At 59.5% G+C, this 21,388-nt stretch carries 21 protein-coding genes and 1 pseudogene; 15 read left to right on the top strand and 7 right to left on the bottom strand.

Annotated elements, in window-relative coordinates:
• Positions 1-108 precede the first annotated feature (108 nt).
• Positions 109-1,305, top strand: coding sequence for a hypothetical protein (locus SB822_RS37885; protein WP_410856994.1), 1,197 nt, complete (start codon positions 109-111; stop codon positions 1,303-1,305).
• Between the two features lie 112 nt (positions 1,306-1,417).
• Here SB822_RS37885 and SB822_RS37880 read toward each other — a convergent pair whose 3' ends face one another.
• Positions 1,418-1,897, bottom strand: coding sequence for a hypothetical protein (locus SB822_RS37880; RefSeq protein WP_007749536.1), 480 nt, complete (start codon positions 1,895-1,897; stop codon positions 1,418-1,420).
• 243 nt (positions 1,898-2,140) lie between these two features.
• A pseudogene (locus tag SB822_RS37875) lies at positions 2,141-2,329 on the bottom strand (trehalose synthase); the annotation flags it as partial.
• A 347-nt stretch (positions 2,330-2,676) separates the two neighbouring features.
• Between SB822_RS37875 and SB822_RS37870 the strand changes: the two are divergent.
• Positions 2,677-2,871, top strand: a complete 195-nt coding sequence (locus SB822_RS37870) for a hypothetical protein (RefSeq protein WP_007749515.1) — start codon at positions 2,677-2,679, stop codon at positions 2,869-2,871.
• A gap of 105 nt (positions 2,872-2,976) precedes the next feature.
• Here SB822_RS37870 and SB822_RS37865 read toward each other — a convergent pair whose 3' ends face one another.
• Positions 2,977-3,138, bottom strand: coding sequence for a hypothetical protein (locus tag SB822_RS37865; protein WP_410856993.1), 162 nt, complete (start codon positions 3,136-3,138; stop codon positions 2,977-2,979).
• Between the two features lie 1,157 nt (positions 3,139-4,295).
• Between SB822_RS37865 and SB822_RS37860 the strand changes: the two genes are divergently transcribed.
• The 3 genes from SB822_RS37860 (at position 4,296) to SB822_RS37850 (ending at position 7,552) form a co-directional block, all read left to right on the top strand.
• Entirely contained in the window at positions 4,296-4,694 is a 399-nt protein-coding gene (locus SB822_RS37860; protein ID WP_410856992.1) for a hypothetical protein, read from the top strand.
• 1,348 nt (positions 4,695-6,042) lie between these two features.
• Positions 6,043-6,423, top strand: a complete 381-nt coding sequence (locus SB822_RS37855) for a TadE/TadG family type IV pilus assembly protein (RefSeq protein WP_410856991.1) — start codon at positions 6,043-6,045, stop codon at positions 6,421-6,423.
• Positions 6,424-6,433: 10 nt separating this feature from the next.
• Entirely contained in the window at positions 6,434-7,552 is a 1,119-nt protein-coding gene (locus SB822_RS37850; protein WP_079503280.1) for a TadG family pilus assembly protein, read from the top strand.
• A 302-nt stretch (positions 7,553-7,854) separates the two neighbouring features.
• Here SB822_RS37850 and SB822_RS37845 read toward each other — a convergent pair whose 3' ends face one another.
• Positions 7,855-9,297 (bottom strand): sialidase family protein, encoded by a 1,443-nt coding sequence (locus SB822_RS37845; RefSeq protein WP_410857015.1) that lies wholly within the window; start codon positions 9,295-9,297, stop codon positions 7,855-7,857.
• A gap of 1,053 nt (positions 9,298-10,350) precedes the next feature.
• Here SB822_RS37845 and SB822_RS37840 point away from each other — a divergent pair.
• Positions 10,351-10,746: a hypothetical protein gene (locus tag SB822_RS37840; RefSeq protein WP_007742238.1), complete on the top strand. Its 396-nt coding sequence runs from the start codon at positions 10,351-10,353 to the stop codon at positions 10,744-10,746.
• 12 nt (positions 10,747-10,758) lie between these two features.
• Here SB822_RS37840 and SB822_RS37835 read toward each other — a convergent pair whose 3' ends face one another.
• Positions 10,759-11,706 (bottom strand): GlxA family transcriptional regulator, encoded by a 948-nt coding sequence (locus SB822_RS37835; RefSeq protein WP_410857014.1) that lies wholly within the window; start codon positions 11,704-11,706, stop codon positions 10,759-10,761.
• Positions 11,707-11,885: 179 nt separating this feature from the next.
• Between SB822_RS37835 and SB822_RS37830 the strand changes: the two genes are divergently transcribed.
• The 6 genes from SB822_RS37830 (at position 11,886) to SB822_RS37805 (ending at position 15,852) form a co-directional block, all read left to right on the top strand.
• Positions 11,886-12,695, top strand: a complete 810-nt coding sequence (locus tag SB822_RS37830) for an SDR family NAD(P)-dependent oxidoreductase (RefSeq protein ID WP_410856990.1) — start codon at positions 11,886-11,888, stop codon at positions 12,693-12,695.
• Positions 12,696-12,728: 33 nt separating this feature from the next.
• Positions 12,729-13,595: a type 1 glutamine amidotransferase domain-containing protein gene (locus SB822_RS37825; protein WP_410856989.1), complete on the top strand. Its 867-nt coding sequence runs from the start codon at positions 12,729-12,731 to the stop codon at positions 13,593-13,595.
• A gap of 129 nt (positions 13,596-13,724) precedes the next feature.
• Positions 13,725-13,970 carry a hypothetical protein gene (locus SB822_RS37820; protein WP_410856988.1) on the top strand — a complete coding sequence of 82 codons (246 nt, stop codon included), beginning with the start codon at positions 13,725-13,727 and terminating at the stop codon, positions 13,968-13,970.
• 44 nt (positions 13,971-14,014) lie between these two features.
• Positions 14,015-14,674 carry a cation:dicarboxylate symporter family transporter gene (locus SB822_RS37815; RefSeq protein WP_410856987.1) on the top strand — a complete coding sequence of 220 codons (660 nt, stop codon included), beginning with the start codon at positions 14,015-14,017 and terminating at the stop codon, positions 14,672-14,674.
• Positions 14,587-14,940: an HAD domain-containing protein gene (locus tag SB822_RS37810; RefSeq protein WP_035536935.1), complete on the top strand. Its 354-nt coding sequence runs from the start codon at positions 14,587-14,589 to the stop codon at positions 14,938-14,940. The genes SB822_RS37815 and SB822_RS37810 overlap by 88 nt, the downstream gene beginning before the upstream one ends.
• Before the next feature lie 318 nt (positions 14,941-15,258).
• The gene (locus SB822_RS37805; protein ID WP_179142833.1) at positions 15,259-15,852 is read left to right on the top strand and encodes a hypothetical protein; all 594 of its coding nucleotides are present in this window, start codon (positions 15,259-15,261) and stop codon (positions 15,850-15,852) included.
• 678 nt (positions 15,853-16,530) lie between these two features.
• On the opposite strand, the gene SB822_RS37800 is transcribed toward SB822_RS37805, so the two are convergent.
• A complete protein-coding gene (locus SB822_RS37800) occupies positions 16,531-17,448 on the bottom strand; it encodes a LysR family transcriptional regulator (protein WP_007730110.1) in 918 nt (305 codons plus the stop codon).
• A gap of 100 nt (positions 17,449-17,548) precedes the next feature.
• Between SB822_RS37800 and SB822_RS37795 the strand changes: the two genes are divergently transcribed.
• Together SB822_RS37795 and SB822_RS37790 are read left to right on the top strand one after the other, a co-directional pair.
• Positions 17,549-18,568 (top strand): aldo/keto reductase, encoded by a 1,020-nt coding sequence (locus SB822_RS37795; protein ID WP_009769998.1) that lies wholly within the window; start codon positions 17,549-17,551, stop codon positions 18,566-18,568.
• 10 nt (positions 18,569-18,578) lie between these two features.
• A complete protein-coding gene (locus tag SB822_RS37790; protein WP_007740916.1) occupies positions 18,579-19,007 on the top strand; it encodes an SRPBCC family protein in 429 nt (142 codons plus the stop codon).
• Between the two features lie 80 nt (positions 19,008-19,087).
• Here the strand turns inward: SB822_RS37790 and SB822_RS37785 are convergent, their stop codons facing one another.
• Positions 19,088-20,023, bottom strand: coding sequence for a LysR family transcriptional regulator (locus SB822_RS37785; RefSeq protein ID WP_007740918.1), 936 nt, complete (start codon positions 20,021-20,023; stop codon positions 19,088-19,090).
• Positions 20,024-20,203: 180 nt separating this feature from the next.
• Here SB822_RS37785 and SB822_RS37780 point away from each other — a divergent pair, with 180 nt between their 5' ends.
• A complete protein-coding gene (locus SB822_RS37780) occupies positions 20,204-21,343 on the top strand; it encodes an iron-containing alcohol dehydrogenase (RefSeq protein ID WP_079491540.1) in 1,140 nt (379 codons plus the stop codon).
• Positions 21,344-21,388: the final 45 nt, after the last annotated feature.

The following is a 21,388-nucleotide window of genomic DNA, read 5'->3' as shown; positions in this document are numbered from 1 at the left end:
GCTTGACGAAGTTCATCGTGCCTGCAACGCCCTGCGGGCACATGCGTTGCGTCTTCGGACCGTACAGCGGTGAAGGAAGGCCGCTCCGAAATTGGTAGGGAGGCACACATGAGACAAACCGTGATAGGCGTGTACGACAGCTATGTCGATGCGTGTTCGGCGCAACGGGCGCTCTGCGAGGCCGGCGTGGCTCAGGCCGATATTTCCATCTACTCGACGTCGGTCAGTACGCCAGTCGAGAAAGGGCCGCGTGTTTATACACCGGGCAGTGGCGGATTGCGCCATCAGACGCCGGTATTTGATCAACTTGAGCAATTATTCGCACGGCTCTTCGAGAGTGGCGAGTACCCGCCGGAAGCGGAGGACTATAGGGAATTCATTCGCCGCGGTGGGACGATTGTCAGTGCGGACGTATCCGAAATGCAGATCGATCTGGCTCGCAATGTCATGCGCCGCATGGGTGCAACCGACATTGAAGAGCGGGTGAACGCTTGGCGGAATGGGTCCGGCAAGGCAGACATCGCAATGGACTCGCTGCATCGCGGTAGCGCGACGGCGGGCGAACCTGCCGCACAACTGCGATCGTCAACCAGCGAACCGAGCGGAGCCGCGAGCGCCGAAGCAACACCAATGCTGCGGGAGGGAGGTGATACAACGGAAACAACGGAACGCAGAATGGCATTCGCGACGGGAGCGAGTGAAGCACCCGCCTCGCTGCGCGACACCTCGTCAGCTCATGTCGTGCCGCCGGCTACCGGCGATGGCACCTGGAAAGAGGAACCGCGAGACACTGCCTACCCGGCAACAGTCAGCGGGATGCAGCAGGTGACGACGCGTTCGGCGGAGCCGGAGACACTACCTTCAATGCAACAGACGCAGCGACAGGTTTCGGCGGTACCCGATGTCGGGCTAGCTCGCACATCTGCAGATGTATCCGCACAGCTCAAAGGCAGCGTAACCCGCACGTCGGATAGCACCACGAGCGCGGTACACGCGGAACGGCCGCGCACGACAGGTCTGGTGGGCGAACCCATCATGGGCACTCCGTTAGAAGACCCCTATGACGATGAGTTTCGAAAAGACTTCGACGCTCACTACGCGGATACAGGTAGCTCCTATGACGAGTATCGGCGCGCCTACACGCATGGCGCCACGCTCGGACAGGACGAGCGATATCGCGAGCAGGACTGGCAACGGGTTGAGTCGAGCGCTCGCGAGGATTGGGAGTCGCTTTACCCTGAAAGCGGGTGGGAACGTTTCAAGGCTGCCGTCCGGCATGGGTGGGAACGCGTCACGGGCCATTGACGCTGCTGCGTTCACATTGCGTTGATCGTTGATTCGGTCCACATCGCGTTCAAGGCGCCTGGCGTAGGGGGCGAGCACTTTCGCCCGCCCCCTAGAAGGGCTCTATTGCTCTTTATTGCTTCTTGGCGGCGTCGACCCGTTGATCGGCGGCTTTCTGGTTCGCGTCGTTCTGCGCCTCGACTTTATCCTTGTCAGCCTTTGCCTGAGCAACGTTCGCATCATTGGCTGCGTCGTGCTTTTTACGATCCGCTTTGGCCTGCGCATCGTGCTTCTTTTTGTCGGCCTTGGCCTGCGCCCTGGTTGCATCTGCGCGCGCATCAGACGCTTCCCTTGGCGTCGTTGCCTTTTCCATCTTCGCCGCCTTCTTGTCGGCGTCTGCCTGAGCCGAAGCCTTGTCTTCGTTCGCGGACGCCTGAGCCTTGTCTGCGTCGCTCTGAGCTTCGGCCTTCTTCTTGTTCGCAGTAGCCTGCGCTTCGCTTTTTTCGCTGTTTGCCTTCAATTGCGCTTTGCCGGCTTCCGATGGCGTCGCAGTTTGTGCGAACGCTGTGGAAACGAGCAATACGGATGCGAGAGCCGCGACAATCTTTTTCATGATCTTCCTCCCTTGGAATACACGGTTGTGGCGAGTGCTGTTCAGAAACATCCACCGTTCTCGAGGCGTAGTGAGCCACAAGGTCTTTTATCCGACGGTGCAAGCTGTTTCAAAGCAACCGACATGCCGCAGTTAGAGAGTCACACATGAATGAACAAAAGATGAGAATGTGCGTGAGAACAAATCGCAGAATATTTCGCAAAGAGGCCTAAATAATTTGGTCGACCTGCTCACGCGGCATTTCTATATTTCCGAACGCGTCAAAAGATAGTCGAGACCGCCGACCCGATACCACCGATAGCCATAAGGTTCGAGCACCACCGCATGGCGACCGTCGGCGCCAGGCCGGCTGTGGTCGTCCGAAAGCAGATTGATCAGGCGGCAGCCCGAGCGAAACTTCACGGTGCATGCCTCGGCGCCGAAGTTATGTAAATGTCGCCGAACAGCAGAGAAGATGTGCCCGGGATTGCCAGGAGGCACACCAGAAGGGCGTAGCTGACGCGAGCCGGTCGTGTTATCGATAGTGGAGACCAGTCCCGTGTGCTGTCACGCAGCCGCCATCATGCGAAAGCACGCTATGCGCCGCATAGCGGCAGGTCTTGCTCCGAAGATGTCCAATATGCGGGACGACCCGAATTGCCGCGTCCCGGATCTTCCTTTTACTATCAACTCCCACCGCATATCGCAGCCAGACGCGCCACCGGCCATGCGTCGCCAAAAGCGAACGCCTTAACCGGCGCGATCCCTACCGCACCTAGTCGATCTATCAGGAGGCAGGCATGCTTAGCGCTCACGAATTTGCGACCTTGATGCTAGTCAAGGACTCCGCCGACCAGATTGCCGACCGGACGGAACTCGACGCGTTACTCGACCGTCAGCTGGTCGCAATGGAGCAGCTGGCAGGAGGGGGCGTGCTGCCTCGCGTGACCCAGGAAGGGGATTCCCTGCTTCGTACTCTTTCACGCATGCACTGACATGTCGATCCATATGAATGAAGGACCGCCCGGATTCGGCAGTCAGTGCGCCGTCGAATTGATGTGGGGGGACTGGTCTTTCGTTGCCATCCGCCGATCGAACCCTCAATGTCGATGATGCATCAGGTCGATGTAATGAGTATCAAGCCATCGGCTTGATCGTCCTTCGCGTGCGTTCCCGTGATGGCGGGTGGCAAGCCATAGCACCACGCCGACCATCAACATCACGGCCGGACCCATCAGGTACGCCATAAACGTTTCACTCACGACATCCTCCTTCAGGTCGGTCGCCGCACTTACATTCCAGGTGACGGCCCACGCCACTGCGCACCCGGCCGTTGCCATTAGCGTTGCTTCGCATTGCAATAATCAGCGTGACGTCATGCCGCGAATCAAAGATTGATGCAAGTGTTCACCGTTCAAGCACAGGTTGGCAAAACTACTTCACTGCTGGAGATTCCGGTGAGTACGTTAGCTTCACCAAGGATCGAGCGGAAAGCGATGATTGCTACAACTCTTTGTGAACGATTATGAAAATGCGTCTCTTTATCGCCTTTGTTCGACGGTGCTTTGAGTGGCTTGTGCGCTTGCCGGTTCGAATGCGACTGACAAATTATCTGGCGGATAGCGACGAGAACTTTGTCTCACGTTTCCAGAGATCATTTAGTAACATTCATCAACGTTGCATTATTTAAAGTGGCGGCGGCCTGCCGTTCTCATGATAGGGAAAACTCCGAGCGAGACGCGAGAAAGAACGTGACATCGTTTGCGTCGCCGAAGGCTGTGCCCTCGCAATTCGGCACTTTAAGGCCGATGCTGCGCGTCTGCCTTTTTTGGAGGAGCGGACGAGGAGATTCACGTGATCATCTAGTACTTTGCGTCGAATTTGTAGTTGCTGCTACAACGAAATGATTGAGAGAAGCGCAAACAGGCGAGTGGCGAAAAGCAGTCGGCTCAAATCTACTCGCTCTCTGATTGAGACCAGATACACTCTCGAATTAGCCCGTGGATCGTCGGTGATCGCGAGTACCCTTACTCGATCCTCCTTGATGCAGGCAATCGGAGAAACATTGTCTGCTTTTGTAGCGAATTACGGAACCGGAGATCTCGATGGTTTTGTCCTTGTCCTTAGCGAGCGATTAATTCAGCGCGATAGGGCTGATGCGGCAGAAATGATCGGCAGCTGGAGACCGGCCAAGTCCCGATAACCGCGAAGAAACTATCGACGCACGCAGCTGTTGGCGAAATACGAGGCAGTTATCCGACGTCCCTCTTCAGTTCAGCGTCTACCGACTTCAAAGCGGATTGCGCCCGATCCGTGACTACGCGACCAAGTCATTTACAGTTGATTACAACTGCCCGGAGTCACAGGTGCGCGCCGTTCGTACAATCGAACCATTCGGGCAGAACATGGGAAAGCGAAGATGAAAACAGTGCAATGGATTGCCGCTAGCCTCGTGGTACTTGCGTCCATGTCGGCTTTTGCGGGAGCGGGTGGCAATGGCGGTGGAGGCGGTAATGGAGGAGGAAGCAGCGGCGGCGCCGGACACGGCGGGCTGGGCGGCAACGCGGGTGGCATGTCCGCTGGTCACATGAGCAGCAAGGGGCTAAGTAATACCAACGGCTTTAATTCAGCCGATCGCGATGCCGACCTTGCCCGCGCGGCGGATCGATCGGGCACGCAGGCAGATCGATCCGCCGCGCAAACGAGCCGTACCGGTGTACACGCGGATCATGCAGAGCACTCACATTCACGCTCGCATGCACGGGTCAGCACGAATCTTCACCACAGCCAGCGCGTTGCCATCAGCCATTCGAGCTGATAAAGCGACGAAGGCACCGCAGGCGCCTTGTTCGTCCGAGTTGGCATCGATGAACGCCAATCTCGAAGTAGGCGCGTATGCGCTCGCAATGCCAGCGGCCGCAATGATGACGAGGACACTCCAGGATTCCTTCCGACCACGCTGTCGCAGGCAGTCGGTGCTGCTGGGAGCTATACGGTCGAAGCCGACTGCGCGAGTGGCGCGACTCAATCGAGGGATGCCAATGTATCGGCGGGTAGCCAGTCTCGCATCAATTTCAACTTCTGAGCTGGGAGGTCGGGAGGACCGCGACGTCTTCCCCGACGCGTGAAATGAAAATAATCATGATCCTGTTGACGGCATCAGTGGCTGGACTGTCTGGCTGTGCGGTGTATGTGCCAGATGAACCGCATGCAGTCGTCGTACCGCAAGGCAAGCCCCAGGGAGGGCCGGGCAATGGCTATTGCCCGCCCGGTCAGGCGAAGAAGGGAAATTGCTAACGAGCGGCGGCTTGGATGAACCGTGTCTTGCGCATTGAAGTACTCGATGCACGCGCGTAAGCGCGCGTTCGATTAACGCGCGTTTGTCGCGAGAAGCTCGTTACGCTATACGCTGACGGGTCTTCGATGTCCGATGCCGTTGTGAATGACTTGTATTCTCGGCCTATTGTGTCGCGTAGGGAACGTGGTCATGCATCGCGTCTGTCACCCGAAGCGACACTTCCGTCGTCCCTGCAGCGCCAGATCGACTGAACAGTCTTTCGTCCGAATCCACTTTTCTGAAGAATGGATGTGCGTGACCGTGCCCATCTGAGAGTGGTTATCGCCGTGGCTCCTTAAGGATTGCTTAAGCCGTCCGGATCCTGTTACCCCCCGCGATTCACCGCGCTGTTTCAAGCCCGATACGGTTTGGGCATCTACCAGCATCTCTGCGGATCGAGCCTTTAAGCATCGAAACGCCGCACGCATGCGTCTCTCTCGTCCCTCAGGCGTGTCGGGCGTGAAACATCCTCGGTACTTCTGCGTGCCGGATCTGCAATGACAGTCGATCATCATCAAGATTTACAAGGCCCGCTCGACCATGGCATGTCATTTGCAAAATCACGGGTACTTCGCGCCGGCGAGCTTTGAACAGTACCCGGACGCATGTGACGAAGCCCGGCCTTGCCGGGCAACAAAATGAAGCGACCACGGGGGAATTCATGAAGCGAGATCCATCGTTTAATCACGGATCGTCTATCGCCATCTGGCGTTCGTGCCTGCGGGGAAACGTCGTCGAAGGGATTCGACATGGTGACGTTTGCGAAGATGTGCCTGGAGCGAGCAGACGGCGCCGGACGAATCTCAAGGCGCAGCGCGGCGTAGCGGCGGTGGAATTTGCGATCGTGTTGCCGCTTCTGCTGCTGGTCATCTTCAGCATCGTCGAGCTGGGTGTAGCGCTGTACGACAAGGCAATGATCACGAATGCAAGTCGCGAAGGCGCGCGCGCGGGCGTCGTACTGCGCAATCCGAAGCCGAGCAAGCAGGACGTCACAAACGTGGTCCTCGCCTATTGTCAGAACTATCTGATTACGTTCGGCGCGAGCAACACACCAACGGTCAGTGTTCCTTCCGGTGTGGGCGGTACCTTCGGGACTCCGCTCACGGTTACCGTCTCGTACCAGTACGCCGGGTTGGGCCTGGGCGCCATGCTGTCGGTGTTCACGGGGCCGATCGTCATGACAGCCACCACGATCATGAACAACGAGTGAGGCGGCCGTCATGTACTACGGGATGAGCAGAGCGAAGCAGCGAGGCTCGGTTGCCGTGATCACGGCAGTGAGTCTGGTATCGCTGCTGGGGTTCGCGGCGCTGGCGATCGATATTGGCAATCTGCTGGTCGCGCGAAACGAATTGCAGAATGCAGCGGACGCTGCAGCCCTTGCGGGCGCACCGTGTCTTTATCAGCGTGCGCAGTGCGGTAACACCACGGCAGTCGAACCTGACTGGAATACTGCGACACAAAAGGCATCCGGCTTTGCCACGGCTGCAACGTCGAACAAGGTTCAGGGAGCAGTGATCAAGGTCACGCAGGTCGGCTCAGGCTACTGGAACGTGACGGGTAAGCCGGGCACGCTGCAGGGAGTGCCCTTTACGCCTGGCGTGAACGACTTGCCCGCCATTCGGGTGACGATGACGAAGAGCACTGCTAATGCGAACGGCAGCATACCTGTCTATCTGGCGAGCATCCTGGGGGTGTCGTCGCTGTCGGCCACTGCGACGGCGACAGCTGCCGTGTCGAGGCCCGGTTACGTTGGTCCCGGTGGTCTTTTTCCGGTCGCAGTTTCCAAATGCCTCTACGACAGCTACTGGAATTCGTCGACCAACTCGCCGAAGCTGGCCACGAGCACCGCACCCATCAGCGGACAGACGATGAATCAGACGCCCAATGCGCCGTACGTCTTCCAGATTTCATCGGCGTATCAGGCGAATGGCTGCGAAGCGGGGCAGTGGACGACGCTGACTACTCAGCAAAACGATGTCCCGTTCGTGAGAGGACTGATCGCGGGCCAGAATACGGATTCGCTTGGCATCGGATCACAGCCTGGAACCTACGTCCAGCCTGGTGAAAAGAACACGCTCTACACGTCCGTCGACAATTGTAGTGCTAACGGGGACCATTCCTGCGAATACGAAACGGTGCCAGTCGTCAATAACGTCGCGACGGGCTACCAGCCAGTCGTGGCATTTGCATGTGTGCGTATTCTCAAGGCGGATAACGGATCGAAGCCGTACATACTCGTGCAGATGAGCAATCAGCCGGATAAATGTCAGGCGGTTAACTCTGGCGGCGTGGGGCCGAACTATGGAGCGATCACACCGCCGCGTCTGGTTCAGTGACTCGCCGACGTCTGCGGTGCGGCAATATGATTAGCATTATTAACAATTCCGCCAAGCGAAAGCGAAAGCGAATCGAATGAAGCCATGGAAACGTTTCAGACGTCTCTCCGATGTCACTGCCGCGGGCCGGCGCGCTCTACCGAGCGAGCGGTTTAGTACTACGCTGTTTGTCGGGCGGTTCCAGGTCGCAACCAGGTAATAAGGCGAGCACAAAAAGGTGTGTCGTGGGGTGTCCTGCATCGGGAACGCGGCTCACGGCTGCGGCGCGCAGCGCGCCGCAGCTCCCACACATACTGTTATGGCTAAGGCTGAGCAAACACGTCTGTGCGATTGCCCAAATTGCCTGAGTTTGTTTGCACGAAAAACGGCACGAACGTCGAACCGATCGCGACCAACCCTTGATAGTCTCCAACGAAGAAGCCCTCGGCGTCCGGCGCGGTCTTGAGGTCGAAGACTCCCGCCAGATGAATTTCATTGGCGAACGTCGTTCCGTTGTCCGCCGATGTCGTTTGCCAGATATCCGTCGGTAGTGTCGTGGTGTTGCCATCCGCCAGATTGCGGAAATCGTAGTACGTCACGGCAACGGTCCCTGACGAATTGACGCTAATGTTCGGGTTGAATGCCGGTCTTCCCGTGGGTGTATTGACCCGGATCGGAGCGCTCCATGTGCTGCCGCCGTCTTTGGAAGTGGATAGCGCGATCTCATCATAGTGCCCGCCATTGAAGCGGGAATCCTGCCAGACGACATAGAGTTGCCCGGTCTTTGGATCGATTGCGGGCTCGGGAATTATGTCTCCTGAACGCACCGGTTCGCCGGTGTTCGGATCAAACACCGATACGGTCTGCAAACCAGAGATGATCTTCGGCTTCGTCCACGTTGCGCCGTCGTCAGTTGATTTGATGAACGCCACCTTCCCGGCCGCTTTCGAGAACGGCGGAGAGATCAGGTTGAAGAAGTCGTAGAGCGTTCCGTTCTGCGAGTTGACGACGATCTGGTTACCGATCGTCTGCTGCCGCGAAGGCAACGCCACGATCACGGATGGCTGACTCCATGTCATGCCGCCGTCGGCGGTCTTCGAGAACATCGATGGTCCCCGGAACGCGGCCGTATGCCTGTTGGCGTAGGGATTGCCGTTTGGCAATTCCAGCCGGTCCCATACAGCATAGGCTACGCCTGCCTTGGTTGGATTGGCCGTCACCGATTCCTTGTCGTTGAAGAATTGCAAGGTCGGTTCGTTGTTCGCGATGATGATGCTTGGCTTCGCCCACGTCAGGCCACCGTCCTTCGAAACGGAAGCCAGCACGGCATTGCTGTTGTTGGATTGATTGAAGGAGATCGATACAGCGTACGCTGTTCCATCGGGGCCGATCGACACCCACGGATCGGACGCGCGTTCGTAGTCAGTTCCGCCTGCGCACGCACTAAAAGGCAGTGCAACCGGCGTGCCCCACGTCAAACCGCCATCGGATGACGGGCGGGCAACCAGGCCGTGAGCGCCGCCGTTGTTCCATCGGTCCTGTTGCCATACGCCGATCAAGTTCGACGGATTGCTTGGGTTCGTAGCGATCCAGGGTTCGACTTCGGCGTTCACGTAGTTCGTGCCCGGGCCGCCTATGGTGCAAGCGGCAAAGGGGCTGGGACCGGAGACCAGGACGGGCGCAGCCTGACTAGTCGGAATGATTGTGGCGAGGACAACAGCGAGCGGAATGCCGCTCAAGAGTACACGGTGCTTGTCGCAACGCATGGAAGGCTCCTTTCCATTGCGGCCTGTAACAGCCCACAGTAGCCTGCTGGCAGTTGCGAAAGAAGTGGAGTGGCATTGCATCTTCGCCGATGGTTTCATCGATGGCATCGTCGGCGCGTATTGTGTCCACCATTGTTCGCTCGCCAGATTCGCTACCGCTTCAACCGCCACAGACCGCGAGCGCTGATCACCGCCAGCGCGTCGGTCAAGACTGCACTACCAGATATCAAACGGTTTTCTCACGCACCAGAAGCTTCGCCTCGCGATGACCGGCCTCTCTGCCAAGTCCGTCATTTGTCTGATGCGTGGAATGGACTTTAGGTCGTGACGAAGGACGTTGCGGGGATTTTTTGTAACATTTGAAAGCGATACGCACTCTCATCTGTCGAGCCGTACCAGGCACTGTTTCGACATGTGCTGACATGGGATCCGGACGCCTGCTCGGCACATACGCATTGCCTGATCTCGTCACCATAGGGCCGGGGCCAACGAGCGCATCCCGTTCGAAGTGTCTGTGTCGCAATGCCAGCGTCGGCGACAACGATCACGTTCAGCGCGGTAGACGTGATCACCGGAACGATCGCCGACTGTTTTGTCGACGATGTCGGACCAACGTCCGCAGGCGTCCACTCCTCGGGGATCAGTGCAATGTGCCGAAGGGCAACAACGGGTCGTTGCCATTCGACCACCGATTATTCCGCTTCGGCCTGGTCGAATTGCGGCCTGATGAGCGGGATGGGCGGGCCAAACGTGACGCGTTAGCGCGCATGGACGCAGCGCGGGTTCGTCAAGCGTTCATGCACTGGACCGAGGTGAACGAGCGGGGGGTACTCGGGTGAAAATCGGCCGCTGCGTTGCGCAAGCTCGCCGATCATGTCGCGTCGGATGAATAATGGCCGCATACGAAAGCGCGCGCAAACGGTCCCGCCGCGTCTACAAATTGATCCTCACTGAGCAACGCGATCACTCGCGTGTCCGGAAACCTTGCGCATCTGACATTGGAGAGGCTCCATGTCCAGTGAAAAAATGGGGCTTTCAAGGAGTGTGACGACCATGCCCTACCTGCAACTCGACGTAACCGACCACTATTCGGTGAAGGACAAGCGGCTCCTGGCGCTGAAGATGAGCGAGACCTACGCGCGGATGATGTCGGTCGACATCAGGCGTATCAGCGTCGCGATTCGAGAACTGGGAGATGGCGGTGTCTGGCGGATTCCCGAGGCCGGTGAAGAGCCCACCCCGGTCGCGGTCATGATGCTGGACATCAGAAAGGGCAGGACGCCCGAACTGCGTATGGATGTGGCCAAAGCGCTGTGCGCGCACTGTATCGAAATACTTGGCCTGCGTGAAGACCGGCTCAATGTGGAATTCACCCAGCATTCCGGGGATGAAATGTATCACCCGGCGTTGGGCGGCTATAGCCCGGAATGGACGCCGGGCGAGCAGTAAGGCGAACTACGCTTAAAGCGCAAGGGGCGTGACACCCGACGCCCGCTGTATGGTTTGCGGTGGCTGACCGAATGCACGCAGGAACGCTTGACGCATCCGCTCCCGGTCACCAAAGCCAGTCTCTCTCGCGACGATCTCGATCGGGTGACGCGTCGTCTCCATCATCAGACGAGCGGCTTCAACGCGAAGCCGCTCGACTGCCTTCGCGGGCGATTGACCCGTTTCCTCACGAAACACGCGGCTGAACTGACGCGGACTGAGCCGTGCCGCTTCGGCGAGCCGCTCAACCGACAAATCGCTCGCCAGGTTTTCGCTCGCGTAGGCGAGTGCCATCTGAACGCGGTCTGAGCGCGCGCCCATCTCCAGCAGCGCCGAAAACTGCGACTGACCGCCACCGCGACGCTGATAAAGCACCAGCTTGCGCGCAACCATGCGCGACGTGTCCAGCCCGAAGTCGTTTTCGACGATCGCAAGCGCGAGATCCACGCCGGCGCTCATGCCGGCCGACGTCCAGATCTGTCCATCCACGACGAAGATGCGGTCTTCTTCGAGCTGTACGTTCGGATACTGCTTCTGGAAGTCACGCGCGTGGAACCAGTGTGTCGTTGCGCGCTTTCCTTCCAGCAGACCTGCAGCAGCCAGAACAAAAGCACCCGTACAGATCGACGCAATTCGCCGTGATTGGCGCGGCGCTTCCCGAAGGTAATCCACCAGCGCAGCCGAGGGAAGGCGGCATTCGTTGTCGCCCGCCACGATGAGGGTGTCGTAGCCCTCTTTGGCAAGTGGTTCGCTATGAACCGAAAACCCCTGGGACGAGACGATAGGTCCACCGTGCTCGGACACGATGCTGAATTCGTAAGCTGCCTCGCCGCGCAGCAGATTGGCGTATTCGAAGACGCTCGCCACTGCGAGCGCGAGCGACTGGAAGTTGGGATAGACGACGAGTCCGACCGTATGCATTGATGCCTCGCGAGTCATGGCTTGATTCGTTGAAGGTAGCACATAACGGACGGCATTGTGGGTGAAAGCGTGACCGAAATCCTTGCATATATGGCATTGAGGTCGCGGGCGGCCAAGGTCAGAATTCGCTCCATGAACCGACGCTCTGTTGGTTCAACCACCTACTCAAAGGACTGAAAATGACTTCCTCTACGAATGGTTTCGCGCTGATCACCGGCGCGTCGGCTGGCATTGGCGCCATCTACGCTGACCGTCTCGCCAGGCGCGGCTTCGACCTCATTCTTGTGGCTCGCAACCAGACCCGGCTGAGTGCTCTCGCAGAGCGCCTCACAAACGAGACGGGCCGCTCGATCGAAACAATTGCCGCCGATCTCAACGACAAGGCTGCACTCGCGCAAATCGAGACCCTGCTTCGTGAAGACCCGCGCATCACGATGCTGGTGAACAACGCGGGCGTCGGCTCGGTCGCATCGGTTCTCGATGGTCACGTCGACTCCATGGAATCGATGATCAACCTGAACATCACAGCACTGACGCGTCTCACCTACGCGGCTGCGCCTGCATTCGTCGCCAAAGGCTCGGGCACGATCATCAACATCAGTTCGGTGGTCGGCATTGCAGTCGAACTGCTGAACGGTGTGTACAGCGCCTCGAAATCGTATGTGCTGAGCTTCGGCCATGCGCTTCAGCGCGACCTCGCAGGCAAGGGCGTGCGTGTGCAGATCGTGCTGCCGGCAGCGACGGCAACCGAGTTCTGGGACGTCGCCGGCTATGCGAAGCAAAAGGAAGCCGCGAGCACGATGACAGCCGACGATCTGGTGGACGCCGCGCTCGCGGGCCTCGATCAGGGGGAACTCGTGACCATCCCGACGCTGCACGATGGCGACGACTGGACGAAGTGGGAGGCCGACCGTCGCGCGCTGGCTCCCCGGTTCGCGAACGCCAAGGCCGCGCCGCGCTACACGTCGAACGCCACCACCGTCCAGTAAGTCCGCCAACCCATATTGCGAAAGAGCCTGATCATGAATCTCTTTAAATTCGGCGCCGCTGCGCTCGCGTTGGCCACTGCCTTTGCATTGCCGGTGGGCGCGTCGGCAAAGTCACGCGGCAAGGTTCTCGTTGTGATGTCGAGCGCGCATGAGCTCGACCTGCGCGATGGCAAGCACTACGAGACCGGCTACTACCTGAACGAGTTCGTCGTGCCGTATCGCAAGCTTGTCGAGGCAGGCTACGAGCCGGTCATCGCGAACCCGAAGGGCGACATGCCCGTCATGGACGCCAATTCGAACAACAAGAAGTTTTTTGGCGGCGATGATGCAGCGCGCGCTGACGCATTGAAGTACGCGCAAGGCATCGCGCAACTGAAGCATCCCAGGACGCTCGCTTCGGTGGTCGCCGAGGGAACAGGCGGCTATGTTGGGCTCTTCATTCCGGGTGGCCACGCCCCGATGGTGGATCTGCTGAAGGATCGCAACCTCGGCCAGATCCTGGTCAGCTTTCATGACAGCGGCCGTCCGACTGGAATCATCTGCCACGGACCCATCGTGCTGCTGTCCACGCTGAAGGACCCGGATGCCTTCGTTGCATCGATGATCGCCAATGATGGCAAGGCGAATTCGCTCGCCGCAGGCTGGCCGTATGCTGGCTATCGCATGACCGTATTCTCAACGGGTGAAGAGCAGCAACTCGAAGGCCCGAACGGTCTCGGTGGCAATGTTCAGTTCTACCCGGTGAATGCACTCGCAGAATCGGGCGCACATGTCGATACGGTCGCGAACTGGCACAGCAACGTGGTCGTCGATCACGAACTGATCACGGGTCAGCAGCCGATGTCGGCACCGGAATTCGGTGATGTCCTGGTGGCGAAACTGAAAGCGCGCACGAACTGATCTGTGAAAGGACTGGATGCGTCGTATCCGGTCCTTTTTTATGGGTTTCCCCGATGACCTGAAAACCGTGCCTATTCGACATGGTTTGAGGCATCGACGTCTTCTAAGGTAGTGGCAACAGGTTTCCGTTTGAAAACGGGCTCCGGCAGCGTCTATGCGCCGCTGCGCATGACGGACGTTCCGAATATGAACATCGCCTTCGTGGACAGCACGGAGGCGCCCGTCGGACCTGGCGAACGTCCCACTACCGTAGTCGCACCGGCTATCGGCAACGCGATTTATGCCGCTGTGGGCGTGCGGATGCGCCACCTGCCTATCCGGGCAACGGACATCACGCTGGCATTGGATCAGGCACGACAGAAGACTACGAGCTAACGGAAATAAACATCATGAGACAACCTTTCTACAAAGTTCTGTACGTGCAGGTGCTGCTGGCGATCGCCGCTGGCATCGTGCTCGGTCATCTGTACCCGCAGTACGCGACTGCAATGAAACCGCTCGGTGACGCATTCATCAGGCTCATTCGCATGGTCATCGGACCGGTGATCTTCTGTACGGTGGTGGCGGGCATCAGCAGCATGAGCGATCTGAAAAAGGTGGGTCGCGTCGGTGGAAAGGCGCTGGTCTACTTCGAGGTCGTGTCATCCATTGCTTTGGTGATTGGCCTGCTGGCCGGCCATGTGCTCCATCCTGGCGACGGGTTCAATGTGTCTGTTGCGTCGCTGGACACACGGGCGATAGCAGGCTTCGTCAGCCAGTCGGAACATCTCGACGGGCTGACAGGCTTTCTGTTCGGGATCATTCCCGTGTCGTTCTTCGATGCGTTTGCCAAGGGCGACACGCTGCCCATTCTTTTCGTATCCGTCATGTTCGGCATTGCGATCTCTGCGGCGGGGGAGCAGGCAAGCGGCGTGACGGCCATGATTGAAAAGCTGTCTGCAGTGTTCTTCTCTTTCGTCACGAGAACGCGGGCCTTTTCGTCTGGCGTCCGATTCTGGAGGGACTGCTGGGTGAGTATCCGGCAGTCCGGATCATCGTCAGCTCGGACTGGCGAAGGCTCTTCGATGACGCAACGCTGATTCGACTTCTGGGTCCACTGGGCGATCGGTTTCTCGGGGTAGTGGAGAGTTACGGCTCATGCCGGTCCGCCGAGATCCTGGCAGAGGTGCGGCGCAGAAGGATCACTCACTGGCTGGCCGTCGACGATCACCCGAGCGTCGTTGCGGCTCAGAAGGAGGAGCACCGCTTCATTTCATGTAACGCTTCGACAGGTCTGAGTGAGATTGCGGTGCAACGGAAGTTGAACGAGATGCTGTCCGCGTTTCCGGAAAATGTAGTCGGATAGGTTCTTGCGTGCAGCAGGGATTGCGACAGGAGGCTGCGTCAGGTTGCTACCGGTCTAGCATGCGAGTTGACACGATCCGGTTTTATGAGAATGCAGGCAATCTGCCTGGATGGACGCTCTATACGGAGCTGTTCGAAAACGAGGATGCCGTCTATCTGGAACTTGAGGGCGTGCAGGTCGATGTGATCATGATCGACAACATTTGGGGGCCACCGCCTGGGCGCGGTAGTGCTGCGTCTGCCGACGGCCACGGCACGGCAACTGGGGCTCGTTTCCCGCGAGTGGACAAGAGATGGGTCGTGGTAGGAGGAGTAGGCCATGCTTGAATTCAGAGAGAAATTGGCGCGTGAGGTCTCTGGGTGCACGTGCGATCGTTGCGGACGGCGCATGACCCCGGATGCTCCCGATCTGGAGTGGTATGAACGCGTGTCGATCGCGTATCACGGCGGATTTAATTCCATATTCGGTGATGGTCACGCGATCTGTATCGACCTGTGTCAGTACTGCCTCCGAGACACGCTTGGCGCCTGGCTGCGAATCGCATCGACGAGCATCTACGACGTCGAATCGTCGTCAGACCCGATTTCGTTGAGCTCCCTGCGAGGCATCATCCGGCATGATGCCGGTAATGCCGTTTCCGTTGAGGCAATGAATGCAGCGGTTGTAGCCGGCGCAACCGCTGCTGGAACCGTTGATCCCTCTTTGGATCAGGTCGAGACTTCGGGCGAGCGTAAATCGTATGGGGAGTGCCGGGCGATCGAGTACGAAGAGGGGGCAATCTGGAGAGAACTGCGGGAAGTGGACTGCATGAGCGGTCATGGTGTTGGCAAACTGGGCGCCGCTGCCCATGTGCGGCGGAGAGCTGTCGAAGGCGCCAACGAAGCTACCTCGAGCGCATGCGCGAGGCCCTGATACGGCCGGTTTTGCGGGCCAGCGATTCGGGGCGTGAAAGTGATGGTCAACAACTCGCTGCTCGACAGCTTGCAGATCTCAGCGGCAGTGAGCCGGGATCTGTCAGCGCCCCGCGTCGGTGCGATCCCGGCGATACATCGCCATTGACCTGAATACCGTTTCATAGGGACCAGAGATGAAAAATCACCAATTTTGCGCAACGGCTTTTTCTTCAAGCTAATCGCGATTCGTTACCGCGTTCGGTTTGTCAGGCCGCATCGTGACGATCGGCCTGATTCTTTTTGCTCGGTAGCGCTCTGCAGGAATCAACGCTGTGGTTTGCAGAGGCCGTGGAGAATGGTTCAGTTGTAAAGGGCGATTTTTGCCAACACATATACGCACTCTACTGTGGAGCAATCGGGAAACCGCGCTTACCACTCCGCCTCTGGGAATGAGCAGACGCGTCGGCGAGTGCCAAATGACCGAGAACGGTTGACTACCGAAAATGACCGCTCCATTGACAGCGCGGGCGTTCTGCTTTGCGTGGGATTTCCGAGTTCGGGCCAGTTGCCGCCGTTCGCCATCGACGTTACACGGTCATTCGAACGGCCATTCCCCATCACGCAGCGGACGTTCGGTCGGGCGAGCGAAATGCCTTCGCGGGGTCATGCGTCACTGCGCAAGTCGTCGCTGTGCCGCTTATGTATTTGAAGACATCGGCGGCACCGCGCTTGAATGTAGCAGCGTCGTGCGGAAATGCTCTACCAGTGGTCTCAGGTTGACCCGATGCCACGCCGCCCATAGCGCCGTCCGATAACTGAACCACGACAGTTCATGCAGCACCACGCCAGCGGGCGCATGGCGCCGCAGGCTTTGCTGGATCATCGTGACGCCGAGGCCCGCCGCGACGAGACCGAGTGCAGCCAGCGGCTCGGTGGCTTCCATCGCGATATCGGGTGTGAACCCGGCTTTCGCGCATGCTGCAATGAAATTATCGTGGCGCAGCGCGCCTTCTTCGTACATCACAGCAATCCACTTCTGCGTCGCCAGGTCGTCCGGTGTGAAGCGCGACGCGTTCGCCAGCGGATGGTCCTCGGGAATCGCGAGCAGCATGGGATCGTCGAGCACCAGCGCTGATTCGAGGTCCGGGTCGTCGGACGATAGCGGCTCGCAAACGAGCGCGATATCGAGGCTGCGCTGACGCAAGCCGGTTAGCTGATCGGCCGACCGGTAGCTGTAAAGGGCGATGTGCACGTCGGGCTTCTGCGCGCGCAGTTGCCGCAGCGCGCGAGGCAGCACGCCAGAGTGCATCGCGTTCTCCAGATAGCCGATGCACAGCCCTCCTTCGTCGCCGCGCCCAAGACGCCGCGCCAACGATTCCAGCCGTTTTGCGTGCGTGAGGAACGCCTGCGTTTCCGCAAGAAAGGTGCGCCCATCGGTAGTCAGCCGGATCCGCTGCTGCGAACGTTCGAATAGTGTAAGACCGAGATTTTCCTCGAGCTGGGCGATCTGGCGGCTCAACGGCGACTGCGAGATATGCAGCTTCTCGGCGGCGCGCCCGACGTGCTCCTCTTCGGCGACCGCGACGAAATAATGCAGTTGACGGATATCTAGCATATAAGACCTCTCCGGACTCAAGTTTGTCAAATTATGTCTTAGACAGACTTAACTTGTCACCCTAGACTTTGCGCTACCGACTCAATCAAAGGAGCAAGTCATGAGCATCAAGGACAAACTGCCGGCCGGCACGCAGCTGGGTTTTGGCGCTGCGCCGCTGGGCAACATGTTTCGCAACATCCCCGAGGAAGAAGCGCTGGCAACCGTCAAGGCAGCGTGGGATCAAGGCGTGCGTTATTTCGACACGGCCCCGCTGTACGGCGCCGGCCTCTCGGAAATCCGGCTTGGCGATGCGCTCTCCGCCTGCAGGCGCGACGACTACGTGCTGAGCACGAAAGTAGGCCGCGTGATTCTCGACGAAATCGAGGACGTCAGCGCGCGCGATCTCGGCGAGAAAGGGGATGTGTTCGCCTTTGGCCGTCCGAACAAGATCGTCAACGACTACTCGGCCGACGCGACGCTGCGCTCGATCGAAGACAGCCTGACGCGCCTGAAGACGGATCGTCTGGACATCGTCTGGGTACACGACGTCGCGCAGGACTTCTACGGCGACGAATGGCTCGCCATGTTCGAATCGGCACGCAAGGGCGCGTTCCGTGTGCTGAACCGTCTGCGCGACGAAGGCGTGATCAAGGCGTGGGGGCTGGGTGTCAACCGCGTCGAGCCGTGCGAACTGCTGCTCGATCTCTCGGAAGTGAAACCGGATGGCTTCCTGCTCGCAGGCCGCTATTCGTTGCTCGATCACGAGCGTGCATTGCAGCGGCTGCTGCCGGCCGCTGCCGCGAAAAACGTGGAGATTGTCGTCGGCGGTCCGTATAGCTCGGGCGTGCTCGCGGGCGGCGCACACTTCGAATACCAGAAGGCGTCGCCTGAGATTCTCGCGAAGGTCGAGCGTATCAAGGCGATCGCCGCGCGTCACAACGTGAGCGTCAAGGCCGCCGCGCTGCAGTTCGTGCTGGCCCATCCGGTTGTCGCCGCAGTGATCCCCGGCGCGAGCAAGCCGGAGCGCATCGCGGAAGACCACGCTGCCGTCAAGGAAGCGATTCCCGCAGACTTCTGGCGCGAGTTGCGCGAGCAAGGTCTGGTCGCCGCCAATGCACCACTGCCCGTCAAGGCTTAAGGAGACTGACATGGCCCAAGCCAATGCGTCGATCCGCATTCCCGTTTCGCCCGACAAGGTGTGGCAACTGATCGGCGGCTTCGACTCGCTGCCGGACTGGCTGCCCTACATTCCGTCGAGCGAATTGAGGGAAGGCGGACGTGTGCGGCATCTTGCTACGCCGGCCGGCGATGTGATCGTCGAGCGTCTGGAAGCCTTCGACAACCGCGCGCGCAGCTATACCTATTCGATTCTCGAAGCGCCGTTTCCCGTCACGGGCTATCGCTCGACGCTGCAGGTGCGTGAGAGCGAAGAGGCGGGTGCATCGCTGGTCGACTGGAGCGGTGAGTTCACGCCGACCGGTGTGAGCGACGACGAAGCATCGAGGCTTTTCGAAGGTATCTATCGCGACGGTCTGCGCGCGCTGGCGGCATCGTTCGCGGACAAAGGCATCGCGTAACTTGCGTGGATTCGGGCCCGATGACGCACTATCAGGCATCCGGGCCCGTGATCACGCGGGACGCACGGCACCCGACGGCATTACGCTTCACCGCCATGTTTGGCGTTCAGCTCCTCGATCAGCTGTCGCGCGCCGGGCGAGAGCTGCGCGCCTTTTCGGGTGACGAGTTCATAAGGCTCGCTACGCGAAGCAAGATGCAGCGGAAGGATGCACGTCATCTCGTGACTGGCGAAAAACTGCGCGACGTCGATCGACACCAGCGCGACGAACGACGGATTGCTCTGCAGCAGCGCGAGCGTGGCGAATGCAGACGTCGTTTCGAGCAGATGCATGGGGAAGCGAATATCGGCTTCGCGAAACTCGCGCTCCAGCAATAGCCGCATCGGCATGTTCGCGCGATACACCACCCAGCGGTATTCCGCGACGTCCTGAAGCCTGACCTTCTTCGCGCGCCGCAGCGGATGCTGCACATTGGCCACGACTGCGAGCGTTTCCTCCTGCAGCCGCGTGGTTTCGTAGTGCTGCGGCGTCTGACTGATCGTCGTGCGACAGATCGCCAGATCCAGCCGGCCTTCGTCGATCTGGCTGAGCAATGTTGCGCTCGTGTCTTCGACGATTTCGACTGAGATTTCGGGGTTTCGCGCGATCAGCGAAGTAATCGCATCGGTGAGCAGCGGCACGGCGCCCATGATCACACCGACCGCCACACGGCCGCCCTGGCCGCGCATGATCCCGACGATCTCTTCACGCATGTGCGACAGATCGGTGTGGATCAGGCGTGCGTAGCGAATCACGCAGCGTCCCGCTTCGTTGGGCTCGAGTCCCCGGTTCGTGCGATTGAACAGCGGTGTCCCGAATGTCGTTTCGATTTCCTGCAAGGCCTTGCTGGCGCCCGGCTGCGTGAGCGCGACCTGCTGCGCCGCCTTCAGCAACGACCCGTGATCCCCGAGGGCGATCAGGAGTCGCAGTTGCTTCAGATGCAGGCGGGAAATGATGGAGTTGAGCGGCGGTGTCATGAAGGTTGAGGGAAAGTTATATCTGTATCAAATCTTCTCAATTACTGAGAAATGGGCGCCTCCTTATACTGGCCCACACACGGCGTCTAAAAAGCGCCAGCATCAACGCGACGGCCCGGTTATGGGCCGTTGGAGTCCGGCGCCGAGGCGCCACAGCCACTATAACTGACGCTCATTCCCATGTCTCTCATCAACTACATCACGCAGATTCAGTTCGACTACGGTGCGATCCGTTTGCTTAGCAGCGAATGCGAGCGAGTGGGTATCAGGCGGCCGTTGATCGTCACGGACAGAGGTATCCGGGCAGCAGGCATCATCGATACCGTGCTCGACGCGCTCGCTGGCACGGCGCCCGTCCCGATCTATGACGGCACGCCGCCGAACCCCAACGAGGCTGCGGTGCGCGACGCGGTGGCGGCCTATCGCGCGGGCGACTGCGACGGCATCGTCGCCGTGGGCGGCGGTTCGGCGATCGATCTGGCCAAGGGTGTTGCCGTTTGCGCGACTCACGAAGGGCCGCTGCAACGATTCGCCGTGATCGAAGGCGGCGCGACGAACATCACCACGAAAACCGCGCCCGTGATTGCCGTGCCCACGACAGCGGGCACCGGCAGCGAAGTGGGGCGTGGCGCCATTCTGATTCTCGACGACGGCCGCAAGGTCGGCGTGATCTCGCCGTTCGTGGTACCGCGCGTGGCGATCTGCGATCCGGATCTGACGCTGGGCTTGCCGCCCGCGTTGACGGCGGCGACCGGCATGGACGCGATCGCACATTGCATCGAGACCTTCCTCGCGAGCGCGTTCAATCCACCCGCCGACGGCATCGCGCTAGACGGACTGTGGCGCGCATGGCGTCACATCGAGCGCGCGACGCGTGAACCGGGCGACCGTGTGGCGCGACTGAACATGATGAGCGCATCGATGCAAGGCGCGCTCGCATTCCAGAAAGGCCTGGGCTGCGTGCACAGCTTGAGTCATTCGCTTGGTGGCATCAATCCGCGCCTGCATCACGGCACGCTCAACGCGATCTTTCTGCCCGCGGTGCTCGAATTCAATCAGCACGCGCCATCCGTGCGCGACGAGGACAAGCTCAACCGCATGGCAACCGCTATGGGGCTTGGCAACGGTGCGGAGGTGGCGCCGTCAGTGCGGACCATGACGCAGCGGCTCGGCTTGCCGACCGGCCTCGCGCAACTGGGCGTCACGCCCGCGATGTTCCCCGACATCATCAGGGGCGCACTCAAGGACCACAGCCACAAGACCAATCCCCGCGAAGCGTCCGATGGCGATTACCGCGCCATGCTGGAAGCATCGCTCTGATGCATCGCATCTGACTGACTCAGTGCCGCGCAGACGGCACTCCAA

It is taken from the genome of Paraburkholderia sp. SIMBA_054, assembly GCF_046534875.1.
In the GTDB taxonomy this organism is placed as follows: Bacteria; Pseudomonadota; Gammaproteobacteria; order Burkholderiales; family Burkholderiaceae; genus Paraburkholderia; species Paraburkholderia hospita.
This window is presented reverse-complemented; position numbering and strand designations above follow the sequence as displayed.